Annotated in this window: 15 protein-coding genes; 9 read left to right on the plus strand and 6 right to left on the minus strand. The window is 71.9% G+C overall.

Annotated elements, in window-relative coordinates:
• Window positions 1–20: 20 nt before the first annotated feature.
• Genes ACWEV3_RS30565 through ACWEV3_RS30580 form a run of 4 tightly spaced genes read left to right on the plus strand, consistent with a single transcriptional unit; the run spans window position 21 to window position 3,654 of the window.
• Window positions 21–728 (plus strand): class I SAM-dependent methyltransferase, encoded by a 708-nt coding sequence (locus tag ACWEV3_RS30565; protein WP_452617185.1) that lies wholly within the window; start codon window positions 21–23, stop codon window positions 726–728.
• Window positions 729–734: 6 nt separating this feature from the next.
• Window positions 735–1,928, plus strand: a complete 1,194-nt coding sequence (locus tag ACWEV3_RS30570; protein ID WP_452617186.1) for an acyl-CoA dehydrogenase family protein — start codon at window positions 735–737, stop codon at window positions 1,926–1,928.
• Complete coding sequence (locus ACWEV3_RS30575; RefSeq protein ID WP_452617187.1) at window positions 1,925–2,962, plus strand: type III polyketide synthase; 1,038 nt, start codon at window positions 1,925–1,927, stop codon at window positions 2,960–2,962. The genes ACWEV3_RS30570 and ACWEV3_RS30575 overlap by 4 nt, the downstream gene beginning before the upstream one ends.
• Before the next feature lie 2 nt (window positions 2,963–2,964).
• Window positions 2,965–3,654 carry a YqjF family protein gene (locus ACWEV3_RS30580; RefSeq protein WP_452617188.1) on the plus strand — a complete coding sequence of 230 codons (690 nt, stop codon included), beginning with the start codon at window positions 2,965–2,967 and terminating at the stop codon, window positions 3,652–3,654.
• 66 nt (window positions 3,655–3,720) lie between these two features.
• Here ACWEV3_RS30580 and ACWEV3_RS30585 read toward each other — a convergent pair whose 3' ends face one another.
• A complete protein-coding gene (locus ACWEV3_RS30585; RefSeq protein WP_132491412.1) occupies window positions 3,721–4,242 on the minus strand; it encodes a lytic polysaccharide monooxygenase auxiliary activity family 9 protein in 522 nt (173 codons plus the stop codon).
• Window positions 4,243–4,608: 366 nt separating this feature from the next.
• On the opposite strand from ACWEV3_RS30585, the gene ACWEV3_RS30590 reads away from it, so the two are divergent.
• The 4 genes from ACWEV3_RS30590 to ACWEV3_RS30605 all read left to right on the plus strand — a co-directional run bounded on the left by ACWEV3_RS30590 (window position 4,609) and on the right by ACWEV3_RS30605 (window position 8,072).
• A complete protein-coding gene (locus ACWEV3_RS30590; RefSeq protein ID WP_358300438.1) occupies window positions 4,609–4,680 on the plus strand; it encodes a putative leader peptide in 72 nt (23 codons plus the stop codon).
• 99 nt (window positions 4,681–4,779) lie between these two features.
• On the plus strand, window positions 4,780–5,820 hold the full coding sequence (locus ACWEV3_RS30595) for an LLM class flavin-dependent oxidoreductase (protein ID WP_452617189.1): 1,041 nt from the start codon (window positions 4,780–4,782) through the stop codon (window positions 5,818–5,820).
• A 102-nt stretch (window positions 5,821–5,922) separates the two neighbouring features.
• Window positions 5,923–7,047 (plus strand): MFS transporter, encoded by a 1,125-nt coding sequence (locus ACWEV3_RS30600; protein ID WP_452617190.1) that lies wholly within the window; start codon window positions 5,923–5,925, stop codon window positions 7,045–7,047.
• A 230-nt stretch (window positions 7,048–7,277) separates the two neighbouring features.
• On the plus strand, window positions 7,278–8,072 hold the full coding sequence (locus ACWEV3_RS30605; RefSeq protein WP_452617191.1) for an endonuclease I family protein: 795 nt from the start codon (window positions 7,278–7,280) through the stop codon (window positions 8,070–8,072).
• 52 nt (window positions 8,073–8,124) lie between these two features.
• On the opposite strand, the gene ACWEV3_RS30610 is transcribed toward ACWEV3_RS30605, so the two are convergent.
• From ACWEV3_RS30610 to ACWEV3_RS30630, 5 genes are all read right to left on the minus strand, one after another.
• Entirely contained in the window at window positions 8,125–8,982 is an 858-nt protein-coding gene (locus ACWEV3_RS30610) for an alpha/beta fold hydrolase (protein WP_452617192.1), read from the minus strand.
• A gap of 50 nt (window positions 8,983–9,032) precedes the next feature.
• Entirely contained in the window at window positions 9,033–9,575 is a 543-nt protein-coding gene (locus ACWEV3_RS30615) for a PadR family transcriptional regulator (protein WP_452617193.1), read from the minus strand.
• A gap of 4 nt (window positions 9,576–9,579) precedes the next feature.
• On the minus strand, window positions 9,580–10,560 hold the full coding sequence (locus ACWEV3_RS30620) for an NAD(P)H-dependent flavin oxidoreductase (RefSeq protein ID WP_452617241.1): 981 nt from the start codon (window positions 10,558–10,560) through the stop codon (window positions 9,580–9,582).
• 150 nt (window positions 10,561–10,710) lie between these two features.
• On the minus strand, window positions 10,711–11,487 hold the full coding sequence (locus tag ACWEV3_RS30625; protein WP_452617194.1) for an SDR family NAD(P)-dependent oxidoreductase: 777 nt from the start codon (window positions 11,485–11,487) through the stop codon (window positions 10,711–10,713).
• Between the two features lie 22 nt (window positions 11,488–11,509).
• On the minus strand, window positions 11,510–13,078 hold the full coding sequence (locus ACWEV3_RS30630) for a long-chain-fatty-acid--CoA ligase (protein ID WP_452617195.1): 1,569 nt from the start codon (window positions 13,076–13,078) through the stop codon (window positions 11,510–11,512).
• 236 nt (window positions 13,079–13,314) lie between these two features.
• On the opposite strand from ACWEV3_RS30630, the gene ACWEV3_RS30635 reads away from it, so the two are divergent.
• A complete protein-coding gene (locus ACWEV3_RS30635) occupies window positions 13,315–14,517 on the plus strand; it encodes an acyl-CoA dehydrogenase family protein (RefSeq protein ID WP_452617196.1) in 1,203 nt (400 codons plus the stop codon).
• Window positions 14,518–14,527 lie beyond the last annotated feature (10 nt).

Genomic DNA, 14,527 nt, shown 5'->3' on the forward strand with positions numbered 1-14,527 from the left:
AGTGTGCCAGCCTGGAGCGCATGGCACGCTCCGGCCGGACCGTGCGGCGCAACGATCCTTTGCTGTACGAGGTTTTCGCCGACCAGTGGTGGCAGCCGCGTGGCGTCTTCGCGATGTTGCACTGGCTCGCCGCCGCGCGCGGCGCACTGGTTCCCACCGCCGCGCGGAACGGCGCGGTGCTGGTGGATCTCGGCTGCGGGGCGGGCCTGCTGGCCCCGCACGTGGCGGGCAAGGGATACCGGCACATCGGCGTGGACCGGTCGCCGACCGCGTTGCGGCAGGCAGCCGAGCACGGCGTGCAGCCCGTCGTCGGCGACGTCCTCGCGGTTCCGCTGCCGGACGGGTGCGCGGACTGCGTGGTGGCCGGGGAGGTGCTGGAGCACGTGACCGATCTGCCCGCCGCGGTGGCGGAAGCGTGCCGTGTGCTGCGGACCGGGGGCCTGCTGGTGCTGGACACCCTCGCAGCCACGGCCCTGTGCCGGGTGGTGGCGATCGGGATCGCCGAACGCGTGGCGGTGCGCGGCGTGCACGATCCAGCGCTGCTGGTCGATCGCGCCGAGCTGATCGCCGAGGCGGCCCGGCACGGCGTGGCGCTGCGGCTGCGCGGCGTGCGGCCGTCGTGGCTGGACCTGCTGGCGTGGGCCGCCGGCCGCCGGGGCGGCGTCCGGATGCTCCCGTTCTCCTCCACCGCCGTGCTGTTCCAGGGCATCGGCCGGAAGAAGGGGTGAAAGCCGTTGTCGCTGTTCGTGGAACCGTCTTCGCCGACCGCCGCGCACGAGGCGGCGCGCGACCTGGTGCCGCGCATCGCCGCGCGCGCCGGGCACTACGACGCCGAAGGTGCCTTTCCTCGCGAGGATTTCGCCGATCTGCGCGCCCGCAGGCTGCTGGGCCTCATGGTTCCGGTGGAACTGGGCGGTTTCGGCGCGTCGTTCGCCGACTACGCCGCGGTCGCGACCGAACTGGCCGGCGGCGCCGGCTCCACGGCGCTGATCTTCAACATGCACGCCTCCGTCACCGGCGCGCTCGCGCACACACCAGAAGAACTGCTGCGGCAGCTGGGCGCACCGGAGAGCTGCTTCGCCGCGCGGGACCGGCTGCTCGCGGCGGCCGCTGACGGCGCGCTCTACTCGGTGGCGATGAGCGAGCGCGGCACGGGCTCGCGGCTTTCGCGCACCACCACGATGTTCCGCCGGCGCGACGGCGGGTACCGCATCACCGGCAGCAAGGCGTTCGTCTCCGGTGCCGGTCACGCCGACGCGTACCTGGTCACCGCCAAGGACGCGGACGCCGCCGAGCCGAAGGTGTCCTACTTCCTGGTTCCGGCCGGCGAGGGCATCCGGGTCGAGCCGACCTGGGATTCGCTGGGCATGCGCGCCACCGGCAGCCACGACGTGCACTTCGAGGTGTCGGTGGGCGCCGACGCGCTGCTGGGCGGGATCGAGGGGATCACGCTGCTGGTCGCGCAGGTGATGCCGCAATGGCTCGTCGCGTCGTACGCCGCCGTCTACGTCGGGGTGGCGCGGTCGGCGCTGCGCGAAGGCGGCGCACACCTGCGCGAACGCGGGCTGCACACCCTGCCTGCCGTGCGATCCCGGATGGGCCGGGCGGATGCGGCGGTCGCCGCGGCCGACGCCGTGGTGCGGGAGGCCGCCCGGCGGGTGGCGCAGCGGCCGGGGGAGCCGGAGACGAACCGCTGGGTGTGGCGGGCGAAGCTGGTCGCGGGCGACACCGCGGCCGAGGTGGCCTCGTCGGTGCTGGAAGCGGCCGGGGCGTCGGCGACGCGGCGCGGCCACCCGCTGGAGCGGATCTACCGCGACGCCCGATGCGGCGCGCTGCAACCGGCGACGTCCGACGTCTGCGCCGACTGGCTCGGCGTGGCCGCGCTCGGCGGCGACCCCGACGACGAGACCGAGTCGCCCCGTTGGTGACGCCGCTGATCGCCGGACTCGGCTCGGCGCTGCCGGACACCGCCGAGCAGCAGGCGCTGTGGGACGGCTTCTTCCAGGAGCACTTCCGCGGCAGCGGCCTTGCTCGGCGGGTGTTCGCCGGCGCCGGGGTGCGGCGCAGGCACACCGTGGCCAACCCGATCAAGGAAGACCTCTCCGGCTGGTCCACGGCCGCCCGGATGCGCCGCTTCGACGAGGAAGCCCCGCGGCTGGGGCACCAGGCCGTCGCCGCCGCGCTGGAGGACGCCGGGATCGGCGCGGACGAGGTCGGCCTGCTCACCGTCGCCACCTGCACCGGCTACGGCACGCCGGGCCTGGACATCAAGCTCGCCACCTCCCTCGGGCTGCGCCCCGACGTGCGGCGGCTTTTCGTCGGGCACATGGGCTGCTACGCGGCCCTGCCCGCGCTGGGCGGCGTAGCGGATTTCGTCGCGGCGCACGGCCGCGCGGCGGTGCTGCTCTGCCTGGAGCTGACCTCCCTGCACATCCAGCCGCCGACCGACGATCCGCAGCAGGTCGTCTCGCATGCGCTCTTCGGCGACGCGGCGGTGGCGGCGGTCCTGCACCCGGCGGCGGCCGGGCTCGCGGTCGTGGACATCGCCGCCTTCACCGACGACACCGCGAGCGCGCACATGACCTGGGAGATCACCGATCTCGGCTTCCGGATGGGGCTTTCGCCGCAGGTGCCGGAGGTGCTGGCCCGGCACCTCGGCCCGGTGCTCGACGACCTGCTCGGGCGCAACGGCTTGCGGCGGGCCGACATCCGGGGCTGGGCGGTGCACCCGGGCGGCCCGCGCATCCTCGACACCGTCGCGGACACCCTCGAACTGCCACCCGCCGCGCTGCAGCCGTCGCGCGAAGTCCTCGCCGAACACGGCAACTGCTCGTCCGCGACGCTGCTGCTGGTCCTGGAGGAACTCCTGGCCGGCGGGTTCCGCGACGGGAACCACGTCGTCGCGCTGGCCTTCGGCCCCGGCCTGACGCTTTACGCCGCGCTGCTGAAAGCCATCCTGTAATCATGGAAACCGAACCGCTCACGCCGGTCGCGCCGCACCGGATGCGTTGCTCGTTCAGCAAGCAGGACTGGAGCGACGTCGTGTTCGCGCACTGGCCTTGCCCGGAACAGGACGTCGCGGCGCTGCTGCCGCCGCGCACCAGGCCCGACCTGTTCGACGGCAGCGCCTGGGTCGGCGTGGTCGGCCTGGGGATGTCGGTGCGCAGCCCGTTCCGGGCGCGGTTCGCCGAGCTCAACGTGCGGACCTTCGCCGTCGACGAGCGCGGGCGCCGCGGGCTGGTGTTCTTCTCCCTGGAGGCGTCGCACCCGGGCTTCGTCCGCGTGGCCAGGGCAGTCGGCCGCCTGCCGTACCGGTCGGCGGTGGTCGGATGCTCGAAGACGGCGACCGAAACCGCCTACCGCGTCGAGCGATCCGGCGTCGGCCTGGACCTGCGCATCCGGCGCGGCGGCCGGGTCGCGCCGACCGGCGCGGACCGGTTCCTCACCGAGCGCTGGCGGATGTTCTCGACCTGGTACCGCCGGCCCATCGAGGTCCCGGTGGCGCACGAGCCATGGGCCCTGGATTCCGCGGAATTGCTGGAGTTCACCGACGCCGGGCTGCTCGCCGGGTTCGGGCTGGCCCCGCCGAGCCGGCCCATCGTCCGGTTCGCGTCCAGAGTGGACGCCCGGTTCGGCCTGCCGGTGCCGTTGTGACGCGGCGGGCCCGGCTCCGAGTGGAGCGCGGGCCCGCCGGTTCAGGGGAAAAGCCGCTGGACGAGATCACTTTCCGCCGACGTTGAGGTCGATGCAGGCGTAGAAGGCGTTCGCCGTGTCGGCGACGTTCCAGACCGCCAGCACCTTCTGCTTGCCGCTGACGCCGCCGAGGTCGACGGTGTGCGACAGCTGCGACGGCGGCTGCTGGCCGCCCTGGTCGAACACGGCGACGCGGTTGCCGCCGATGAAGTACTCCCAGGTCGACGTGCGGTGCGCGGCGGTGAGCGTCCAGTTGAAGGTGACGGAGTTGCCGACCGGCGTCGCGGTCCAGCCCTTGCCGTCGTCGTCGAGCTCCGCGAAGCCCGCGTTGCCCCCGCTGCAGCTCTGCAGGCCCTTCGGGCCCTCGACGCTCTGCGGCTCGTACTTGATGGCGCCGCACGGGACGGTGCCCTGGGCGCACTGGGCCTGCCGGCTCGGCGGCGAGTTGACGTATCCGTGCGCGCTGGCGGTGCTGGTGGGGATCGCGACGAGGGCCGGGGCGAGCGCCGCGCCGACGATGGCTGCGGCGAGTTTCGGCTTCTTGTTCATCTCAGCTCCTTCGGAGGAAACCGCCGGGTCAGGAGGTGGTGCCGGACCGGCGGTGCTGGGTGGAACCTGGCCGAGGAAGGGAGAGGGGACTCCGACGACCACCGGCCCCGGCGGGTCGGACCCCGCGTTGAGCCGATGGTCTGGACCATAAGTTTCTGGCGTCGTGGCGGTCAAGATTTGCCCGGTCCGCGTTTTTCCCAGGGCGTTTGCCAGTTTTCACCTGACGTTCATGCTGCGGACTCCGTGCCAGATAAGTCCATGGTGGACTGAAGGAGGTGTTGTGCAGCGCTTTCGGGCGCCGGTCCGCGTAGTGGGACGATCGATGCGTTCGTTGACACCGGCGCCGGGCCGCTCGACGATTGCCCGGTGCTGATCACGTTCACCCGCCGCCGGCACGTCGACCTCCGTCGCGTGGCGAGCCAGGCGTGTCGCCGATGATGCCGCGCAGCGCGGCACATCGAGCTTTCCAGTCCGAAGAGGACATTCGAATTCCGGATCGTTCCCCGGGTCGCCGCCGGCGGCCCCATCTGGAGGTGCGTGGACGTGCAGTTGGGCATCCTGAGTCTGGGCAGCACGCAGCCGGACCCGCTGACCGGTGAAACCCGTTCGGCCACCGAGCACTTCGACGACGTCGTGCGGCTGGCCGAGTTCGCCGAGCAGCTGGGCCTGGACTACTTCGGCTTCGGCGAACACCACGCCGGTCGGACGGTGGCCACGGCGCCGCCCGTGGTGCTCGCCGCGATCGCGGCCCGCACCAGCCGGATCCGGCTGATCACCACGGTCACGCTGCTGAGCACCCTCGACCCGCTGCGGGTGGCCGAGGACTACGCCACCCTCGACCACCTGTCGCACGGCCGGCTCGAACTGATCGTGGGCAAGGGCAATTCCGCCGACCCCTACACGATGTTCGGCTACGACCGCGAACACCAGTGGGAGCTGCAGGCCGAGCACTACGAGCTGCTGCACCGGCTTTGGCGCGAGGAGGAAGTCACGTTCAGCGGGAAGTTCCGCGGCCGGCTGGAGGGAGTCACCAGCCTGCCGCGGCCGCTGCAGACCCCGCCGCCGGTCTGGCACGGCGTCGCCACCAGCCAGGCCTCGCCGGACCTCGCAGCCCGCTTCGGCGACCCGATCTTCGTCGCCAACGCGATCCAGCCGATGGAGAACTACGGGAAGCTCGTCGACCACTACCGGGAGCGCTGGGCCGCCTACGGCCGCGACCCGGCGCAGGCCGGGGTGGGCTCCGGCGGACTGCTGTTCGTCGGCAAGACCTCCCAGCAGGCGAGGGACGACCTGCGCCCGTACTACGAGGCCCAGTGGGCCGACCGCGACCCCACGCGGGACCGCGGCGGGGTCGGCGACGAGCCGGCCGGGCAGACCCTGGAGAGCAACATCGCCGCCGGCGGGCTGTTCGCGGGCAGCCCGCAGGAGATCGTGGACAAGGTCGGCACCTACCGGGAGCGGTTCGGGCACGGCCTGATGATCTTCGGCCCGCAGATCGGCGGCATGCCATACGGGCTCGTCGCCGACTCCCTCGACCTGTTCGCCACGGAGGTGGCGCCGCACCTGCGATCCCTCTGACCCGCGTCCCGGGCAAAACGGACGCATTCGGGCCCACTGCTCGACTCCGCACCCGCGCTGTGATCGACTGCCGGGAGATCTCGTGCGGCGAAGGGCGGTTTGGTGAACGCGCGCGTCGCCCTCTACATCGGCGGATTGCTCGGGCCGTTCGGCGGTGGCGTCGTCTCCGCCATGCTGCCGGAGCTCAGCAGCGGATTCGGCGTGTCGCAAGGCATCGCGGCGACGTCGCTGACGGTGTACCTGCTGCCGTTCGCGATCGTCATGCTGGTCTCCGGCAGCCTCGGCGAGCGGTGGGGCATGAGCCGCAGCATCCGCGTCGCCTACGCCGGGTACGCGGTCGTGGCGTTGCTGGCCGCCCTCGCCCCGTGGTTCTGGCTCTTCCAGGCCAGCCGCGCCTTGCAGGGCATCGCGAACGCGTTCACCACGCCGCTGCTGCTGGCCAAGCTCGCCGCCGTCACGCCGAAGGAGCGCCTCGGCCGGGCGCTGGGCACCTACGGCGCGATGCAGGCGATCGGGCAGACGTCCGCGCCGCTGGTCGGCGGGCTCGCGGCGGAAGGCGCCTGGCAGTGGGCCTTCGTCGGCCTCGCGGCGGTCGCCGCGGCGCTGGCGATCAGCCCGCTGCCGCCGGATTCGCGCGACGGCGCGGCGCAGCGGCCCGCCGCGTTGCGGGACGCCTGGCGGAAATCCGTGCTGCTGACCGGCGGCGTCGCCTTCGTCGCCTGGGCCTGCCTGGCGGGGCTGCCGTTCCTGGTCGCGTTCCGGCTGGACGACGCCTTCGCGCTGAGCCCGGGCGCGCGCGGCCTGGTGCTCACCGCCTACGGCGTGGCGGGCGCGGTCGGCGCCCGGTTGACCGGCGGGGCGGTGGACCGGTTCGGCCAGCGCGCCATCGTGTGCGTCGGGCTGCTGTTCGGCGCCCTGGCGGTCGGGGCCGTCGGCCTGGTCTCCTGGCTGCCCGCGGTCGCGATCGCCTGGGCGGTCGGCGGCGTCTGCGGGCAGCTGATCCTGGTCGGCATCCACGCCACGGTGCTCACCGGCGGGGCGAGCGGGCGCGGCGGGATCATCTCCGTGGTCACCGCGCTGCGGTTCCTCGGGATGTCGGCCTCCCCGGCGGCGTTCACCGGCCTCTACCGGCACGACGCGGCGCTGGGCTTCTTGCTCCCGGCCGCGCTGCTGCTGCTGACAATTCCCGTTGTTGCCGTTTGGTGGCCGCGCAAAGCGCCCGGTTGATCGATACCGGCGTCGGCATTTTCCCAGTTTGCGGCCGGATCCGCGCCGATCCGGACACCGTGCGTTACCGAATCCGATCACCGTCCGACACCGGACCGCGCCAATTGGTTCACCCAATGGTGATCGTTCGTGTGGCAGGCTTCGTCCTGCTTTGAACGACAGTCCTGCCGGTCGGGCACGGGCGCGGATGTTGTGCGGCGCGGCCGGCGAAGAGGCGAGAGGACACGCCCGTGAAGATCGCCCGTTGGAAACCGCTGACCCTGTTATTCAGCGCCGCGTTGGTGGTCGTGCCCACGACCGCCGCGCTGGCGGCCCCCGATGCGACGGCGGATTCCGCCGTCGAGGACTACTACCAGGACGCGATCGGCAAGACCGGTCCCGAGCTCAAGACCGCCCTGCACGGGATCATCAGCAGCGGCACCACGACCCTGAGCTACGACCAGGTCTGGGACGCGCTGAAGGTCACCGACGAGGACCCGAACAACAACGCCAACGTGATCCTGCTCTACACCGGCCGGTCGCAGGGCAAGGACACCAACGGCGGCGATGCCGACGACTGGAACCGGGAGCACGTCTGGGCGAAGTCCCACGGCGACTTCGGCACCTCGCCCGGTCCCGGCACCGACGTGCACCACCTGCGCCCGACCGACGTCACCGTGAACTCGGATCGCGGCAACAAGGACTTCGACATGGGCGGCACCGAGTCCGAGGAAGCGCCCGGCAACTTCACCGACGGCGACTCCTGGGAGCCGCGCGACGAGGTGAAGGGCGACGTCGCCCGGATGATCTTCTACATGTCGGTGCGCTACGACGGTGGCGACGGCTTCGCCGACCTCGAGGTCAACGACAACGTCGACAACGGCAGCAACCCGTTCATGGGCCGCGTTTCGGTGCTGAAGCAGTGGAACGAGCAGGACCCGCCGGACGCCGGGGAGCAGCGCCGCAACCAGGTGATCTTCGACCAGTTCCAGCACAACCGGAACCCGTTCATCGACCACCCGGAGTGGGTCGCCGAGATCTGGTGACGATTCCCAGCCGAGGGGCGCCCTCGCCGGTCAGACCCGGCGGAGGCGTCCCTCACGCCGTTTCCGCGGCCGACAGGAAGTCGGCGAGGATTCCGTTCAGGCGGGCGGCATTCCCGGTCGGCAGCGCGTGGTGGCCGACGCCGGGCAGCACCGCCGTGCGGACGAGGGGCACCACGCGTTCGGCCTGCGCGAGCAGGCGGCGCGGGTCGTGGGCCTTGCTGTTCCCCGCCGCCAGCACGAGGGTCGGCACGGTCAGGCGCGCCGGGTCGGGATTGGGGCTGGTGACCGGCTTCGCGGCCCGGAACTCCGCGCCGCGGGCCTGCAGTTCGAGGCAGGCCGGATCGATGCCGATGCCGCCGGTCTCCCAGCGCAGGAAGTCGCGCGTTCGCCGCGGCGCGGGCCGCAGCAGCATCGGCAGGGCGCGCAGCAGGTAGCCCGGATTCCAGCGGGTGAAGCACGCCGTGGGATCCAGCAGCGCGAGGCTGCGCACCCGGGGCGAGTGGAGGGCGTAGTGCAGGGCGATCCACGCTCCGTAGGAATGCCCGCACAGGTCCGCCGCCTCGACGCCGAGGTGGTCGAGCACCTCGTCCAGCCAAGCCATCTGGTCGCCGACGCCGGAGACCGCTTTGCCGTCGGCGACGCTGCGCCCCGCCTCGCCGATGAGGTCGATGGCGTAGATCCGGTGCCGTTCGCCGAGTTCGCGGACGTTGGCGAACCACACCGTCGAGGTGGCTCCGCCGCCGGGCAGGAGCACCAACGGCGGGCCGTCCGGCGCGCCACAGGCGTGCACGCGGGTGCTGCCGTAGGCCGTCGGCACTTCGAGCGCGTCGACCGGGGCAGGCCACTTCGCCAGCACGGCGTCGTAGGCGGCGAAGAAGTCATCGGCGCCGCGGGAGGTCCGGAAGCCCATCGTGCACCTCGCTCGTCGAGTAGCCTGATGATCGAGAGACTAGCGCTCCCTCAGCCCCGATCGGCGCGCATTGCCGCCAGGATCTCGTCACACCAGGCCAGCATCGACTCCTCGGTGCGGATGCCGCCGCGCAGCACCAGGTACTGGTGCAGCTGCTGCCCGGAAAGCCCTTGCGGCGCGGGGAAATCCCGCTCCTCGATCGCGCGGTAGACGGCCAGCCGCTCGTCGTGCCCCCGGCGGTGCCGGGCGACCTCCTCGGTGACCCGCTCGGTGTCGCCGAAGGACGCGCCGCGGATCTTCACCGACAGCTCGTTGCGGACGGCCGGCGGGTCCACCGGTTCGGCGAGCCAGCGCGCCAGTTCGGCGGCGCCGGACTCGCTGACCCGGTAGACCTTCTTGTCCGGGCGCTTGTCCTGCGCGACCTCGTCGCAGGACACCCAGTCCAGCTCGACCATCCGCTTCAGGCTCCGGTAGATCTGCTGGTGGCTGGCCGACCAGAAGTAACCGATGGACTTGTCGAACCGGCGCGCCAGCTCGTACCCGGATCCCGCGCGTTCCTGCAGCGAGACCAGGATGGCGTACTCCAACGACATCGGTTCAGTCTGCCACGCCGATCAGCCCGCCCAGCCGTCCCCGGATCAGCTCGGCGGCCTCGCGCACGATGCGCTCCACCAGCTCGCCGACCGGGGGCACGTCGGTGATCAGCCCCTGCACCATGCCGGCGCTCCAGATGCCGAGCTCCGGGTCGCCCTGCTCGTAGACCTGGCGGCCGCGGGCGCCGGCGACGAGGTCGCGGACGTCATCGAAGGCCGCGCCGTCGGCCAGCTTCGCCACCACTTCGCGGCTGACGGTGTTGCTGGCGACCCGCGCGGTGTTGCGCAGCGGCCGGAAGATCAGCTCGGTCTCCAGCTCGCTGGCCTCGGCGATCCGCTTCTTGACCGCGTCGTGGATCGGCGACTCGGTGGTGCACATGAAGCGGGTGCCCATGTTGATGCCGTCCGCGCCGAGCGCCAGCGCCGCCACCAGGCCGCGGGCGTCGGCGAAGCCGCCGGAGGCGATGATCGGGATGCTGAGCTCGTCGGCGGCGCGGGGGATCAGCACCAGGCCGGGGATGTCGTCCTCGCCGGGGTGGCCGGCGCACTCGAAGCCGTCGATGCTGACCGCGTCCACGCCGAGCTGCTGCGCCTTGAGCGCGTGCCGGACGCTGGTGCACTTGTGCAGCACCCGGACCCCGGCGGGCTTGAACGCCGCGACCTGCTCGGCCGGGTTGGCGCCGGCGGTCTCGACGATCCCGATGCCGGATTCGATGATCGCCTGCCGGTACTCCGCGTACGGCGGCGGCGTGATGGTGGGCAGGATCGTCAGGTTGACGCCGAAGGGCTTGTCGGTCATCTCGCGGCAGCGCGCGATCTCCTTGACCAGGTCCTCCGGCGTCGGCTGGGTGAGCGCGGTGATCATGCCGAGCGCGCCGGCCTCCGCGACCGCCGCGACGAGTTCGGCCCGGCCGACCCACTGCATGCCGCCTTGCACGATGGGGTGTTCGACGCCGAACTCCTCGGTGAACCTGGTTCGAAGCACGTTGCTCATCGCTCGCCTCCCGCTGCGCTGCCGACGCGGACGCCGAGGCGCCCGTGCCGGTCAAGCTACTATGCAACAAGATGCAATGCAACGAGTTGCATAGGCGGTTCCGCTACCCGCACCGCCACTCAAAACGAGCGTGGAAAACTCTTAGAAGGAGATGTAGCCGCCGTCGACGGTGATCGCGTCGGCGGTGTGGAAGGCGCTCGCCGGGCTCGCCAGGTAGACCGCCAGCGCGCCGAAGTCCGAGGGCGCGCCCCAGCGGCCCACCGGCATCCGGGGCAGCACCTTGCGCTGGAACCCCTCGGACTGCAGCGCCGGGTCGGCCAGCGGCGTGCTCACCCAGCCCGGCAGCACCGCGTTGGCCCGGATCCCGTGCCGGGCCAGCTCGATCGCGATCGACTTGATCATCGAGATCAGCGCGCCCTTCGACGCTGCGTAGGCCTGGCCGCGTGGTTGTCCCTGCCGCGCCGCCAGGCTCGACGTGCCGACGAGGCTGCCGCCCTCGCCCTGCGCCAGCAGCCGGCGCGCCGCCGCGCGCAGCGTGAGGAACGCGCCGTCGACGTTCACCCGCGTCACGCGGTGGAAGTCGCTGAGCTCGGCGTCCACGAAGCGGGTCCCGCCACCGCCCACGCCGGCGTTGGCGAAGCACGAGTCCAGCCGCCCGAGCTCCTCGACGGTGCGTGACATCGCCGCCTCGACCTGCTCTTCGTCGCCGACGTCGCAGCGCAGCGCGAGCACCTTGCCGCCGTGCTTCTCCAGTTCCCGGGCCGCGGTCTCGTTGCGCTCGGCGTTGGTGCCCCAGATGCAGACGCCCGAGCCGGCGGCGGCCAGCGCGTCGGCCATCGCCAGGCCGATGCCCGAATTGCCGCCGGTCACCACGGAAACGTGCCCGGTGAGATCGAAGGGGTTGGCGGTGTCGCCCATGTTTCGTGCCTCCTGGGTGGGATCAGCGCTCGCCGTGCTCGCGGCGCAGCTGGGTTTTGAGGACCTTGCCGCTGGGGTTCCGCGGCAGTTCCGCGACGACCGCCAGCCGGCGCGGGCGCTTGTAGCCGGCGAGCCGCTGCTTGCACCAGTCCTCGATGTCGGCGAACGTCGGCGGATCGGCCGGATCGCGCGGCGCGACGACCGCCAGCGGCGTCTCGCCCCACCGCTCGTCCGGCACCCCGATCAGCGCGGTCTCGGCGATCTTGGGATGCGCGGCGAGCACGTCCTCGACCTCGGCGCAGTAGATGTTCTCGCCGCCGGAGATGATCATGTCTTTCTTCCGGTCGACCACGTAGAGGTAGCCCTCGTCGTCCTGGCGCACCAGGTCGCCGGAGTGGAACCAGCCGCCGTGGAACGCCTCGGCGGTCTCCGCCGGCTTGCCCCAGTACTCCCGCATCACCGTGGGCCCGCGGTAGACGATCTCGCCGACCTCGCCGCGCGGCACGTCGTTCATGTCGTCGTCGACCACCCGGGCCTCGACGTTGAGCATCGGGGTGCCGACGGAGCCGATCTTGCGCAGGGCGTCCTCGCCGCGCAGCATCGTGGTCACCGGGCTGCACTCGGTCTGCCCGAACGAGGTGGTGATCTCGGCCTGCGGGAACGTGTCGAACATCTTGCGCAGCAGCGTCGTCGACGCGGGCGCGGCGCCCCAGCTGATCCGCTGCAGCGCCGAGAGGTCGTGGTCGCCGATGTCCGGCAGGTCGCAGATCGCCTGCCACTGCGCGGGCACGAAGAAGCACGACGTGATCCGCTCCCGCGCCAGCATCCGCACCGTCTCGGCCGGGTCGAACCGGCCCGACGCGCTGATCACGATCCGCCCGCCGAGCAGCAGGTACGGCAGCATGCCGGACACCCCGGCGATGTGGAACAGCGGCACTCCGACCAGCCAGACGCGGTTGTCCGCGGTGACGCCGTTGTGCACCAGCGAGCTGAAGCTGTGCATCAGCAGGTTGTGGTGGGTGAGCACGGCGCCCTTGGGGCGGCCGGTGGTCCCCGAGGTGTACATGATGAACGCCGGCGACTGCTCGTCCACAACGGTCTCGGTGAGCTCGGCGGACGCCGCCGCGAGCGCCGCGTCGTAGTCCTCGGTGTCCTCGCCCGCGGCGCCGCCGATGACCAGGCAGACGCGCACGCCGGGGGCCTTTTTCCTGGCCCCGGCCATGGTTTCGGCCAGGAACGAGTCCACGATCACCGCGCAGGCGCCGCTGTCGTCGAGCGCGTAGGCGATCTCGTCGGCGACCAGCCGGAAGTTGATCGGCACGCAGATCGCGCCGAGCCGCGCGCAGGCGAAGTAGGACTCGACGATCTCCAGCCCGTTGAGCCCGGCCACCGCGACCCGGTCGCCGGCTCCGACGCCGCGGTCCCGCAGCGCGTTCGCCAGCCGGGTGACGCGCTCGTCGAACTCCCGGTAGCTGCGGCTGACGTCCTGGAAGCGCAGAGCGATCTCGTCGGGGATCTTGCGGGCATGCCGGGCCAGCTGATCGGCGGCGGTCATGCCTCGGCCGGTCACGGATTGCGCAGCAGCGGACATCGTTACCTCGCCGGTGAGGGTGACGTGACGGGCCTCATATTGCGTTGCCGAACGGTGGTGGTCAACCCGGGACGGACGTCCGGGACCGCGGAAAAGTCCGGCGCGCAACGCAGGTCACCCGGCATTTAAATCCACTGTGGACTTAAAAATAGAACATGTTCAGCTGGCTCCCGTTCGGTTACAGTCGGCGGTGACGGATTCGCTGCCACCGCACCGCCGGGGTGGAGGGAGAGCACATGGACGTCGACGAGTTCCGCGCGAAAGCGCGCGAATTCCTGGCCGCCAACGCGCCGGGATCACTGGGCGACCGCGCCCCGGCCGAGGTGCTCGAGGAGGCCAAGCGGTTCCAGGCCGCCGCCTACGACGCGGGCCTGGCGGGCATCACCTGGCCGGCCGAGTTCGGCGGACAGGGCCGCACCGCCGCCGAGCAGCAGGCGTACGACGCGGAGGCGGCCCACTACGACCTGCCGGGCTCGCCGTTCATGGTCGGGATGGGCATGTGCGGTCCCACGCTGCTGGACCTCGGCACCCCGGAGCAGAAGGCGCGCTACCTGCCGAAGCTGCTGCGCGGCGACGAGATCTGGTGCCAGCTGTTCTCCGAGCCGGGCGCGGGTTCCGACGTCGCCAGCCTGCAGACCCGCGCCGTGCGCGAGAGCGGGGGAGAGTGGGTGATCAACGGCCAGAAGGTGTGGACCTCGGGCGCGCAGTGGTCGGACTTCGGCGCGCTGCTGGCCCGCACCGACCCGGACGTCCCGAAGCACCGCGGCATCACCATGTTCATCATCGACATGCACGCCCCCGGCGTGACGGTGCGGCCGCTGCGGGACATGACCGGCCGGGCGCCGTTCAACGAGGTCTACTTCGACGACGTGCGCATCCCGGCCGATTCGGTGATCGGCGAGGTCGGCGGCGGCTGGCTGGCGGCGGTCACCATGCTCGGGCACGAGCGGGTGTCGATCGGTGGCTCGGTCCGGCGCGGCAGCGATCCGCTGTCCTACGACAACCTGGTGGAGCTCGCCCGCCGCCATGGTCGCGCCGAAGATCCGGTGGTGCGCGGCCGGTTGGCCGAGATCTACGCCCAGGAGAAGGCCCTCGGGTTGTTCAACAGCCGGTTGCGGCAGGAAGCGGAGGCGGGATCGCCACCCGGCGCCCGCGGTTCGGTGTCGAAGCTCGCCGGCGCGCTGCTGCTGTGGCGCGCGGTGGACACCGCCGGTCTCATCGCCGGGCGGGAGCTCGCGGCCTGGGACCCGGGCGACGCGGCGGCCGAGGAGATGGCGATCGCGATCAACTCGACGCCCGCGTCGAGCATCGCCGGCGGCTCCAACCAGATCCAGCGCAACATCATCGGGGAGCGGATCCTCGGCCTGCCGAAGGAACCCCAGGTGGACCGCGACGTCCCGTTCCGGGAGCTGAAGGTCGGCACCCAGCGCCCCGCGTGACCCGAACGAC

The organism is Saccharopolyspora sp. NPDC003752 (assembly GCF_053605825.1).

What these genes read in the sequence shown, in the direction of transcription:
- ACWEV3_RS30580 (WP_452617188.1), top strand. Translation starts at nt 2,965, where the DNA reads ATGGAAACCGAACCGCTCACGCCGGTCGCGCCGCACCGGATGCGTTGC.
- ACWEV3_RS30625 (WP_452617194.1), bottom strand. Translation starts at nt 11,487, where the DNA reads ATGGGCGACACCGCCAACCCCTTCGATCTCACCGGGCACGTTTCCGTG.
- ACWEV3_RS30585 (WP_132491412.1), bottom strand. Translation starts at nt 4,242, where the DNA reads ATGAACAAGAAGCCGAAACTCGCCGCAGCCATCGTCGGCGCGGCGCTC.
- ACWEV3_RS30565 (WP_452617185.1), top strand. Translation starts at nt 21, where the DNA reads ATGGCACGCTCCGGCCGGACCGTGCGGCGCAACGATCCTTTGCTGTAC.
- ACWEV3_RS30615 (WP_452617193.1), bottom strand. Translation starts at nt 9,575, where the DNA reads ATGTCGTTGGAGTACGCCATCCTGGTCTCGCTGCAGGAACGCGCGGGA.
- ACWEV3_RS30635 (WP_452617196.1), top strand. Translation starts at nt 13,315, where the DNA reads ATGGACGTCGACGAGTTCCGCGCGAAAGCGCGCGAATTCCTGGCCGCC.
- ACWEV3_RS30630 (WP_452617195.1), bottom strand. Translation starts at nt 13,078, where the DNA reads ATGTCCGCTGCTGCGCAATCCGTGACCGGCCGAGGCATGACCGCCGCC.
- ACWEV3_RS30610 (WP_452617192.1), bottom strand. Translation starts at nt 8,982, where the DNA reads ATGGGCTTCCGGACCTCCCGCGGCGCCGATGACTTCTTCGCCGCCTAC.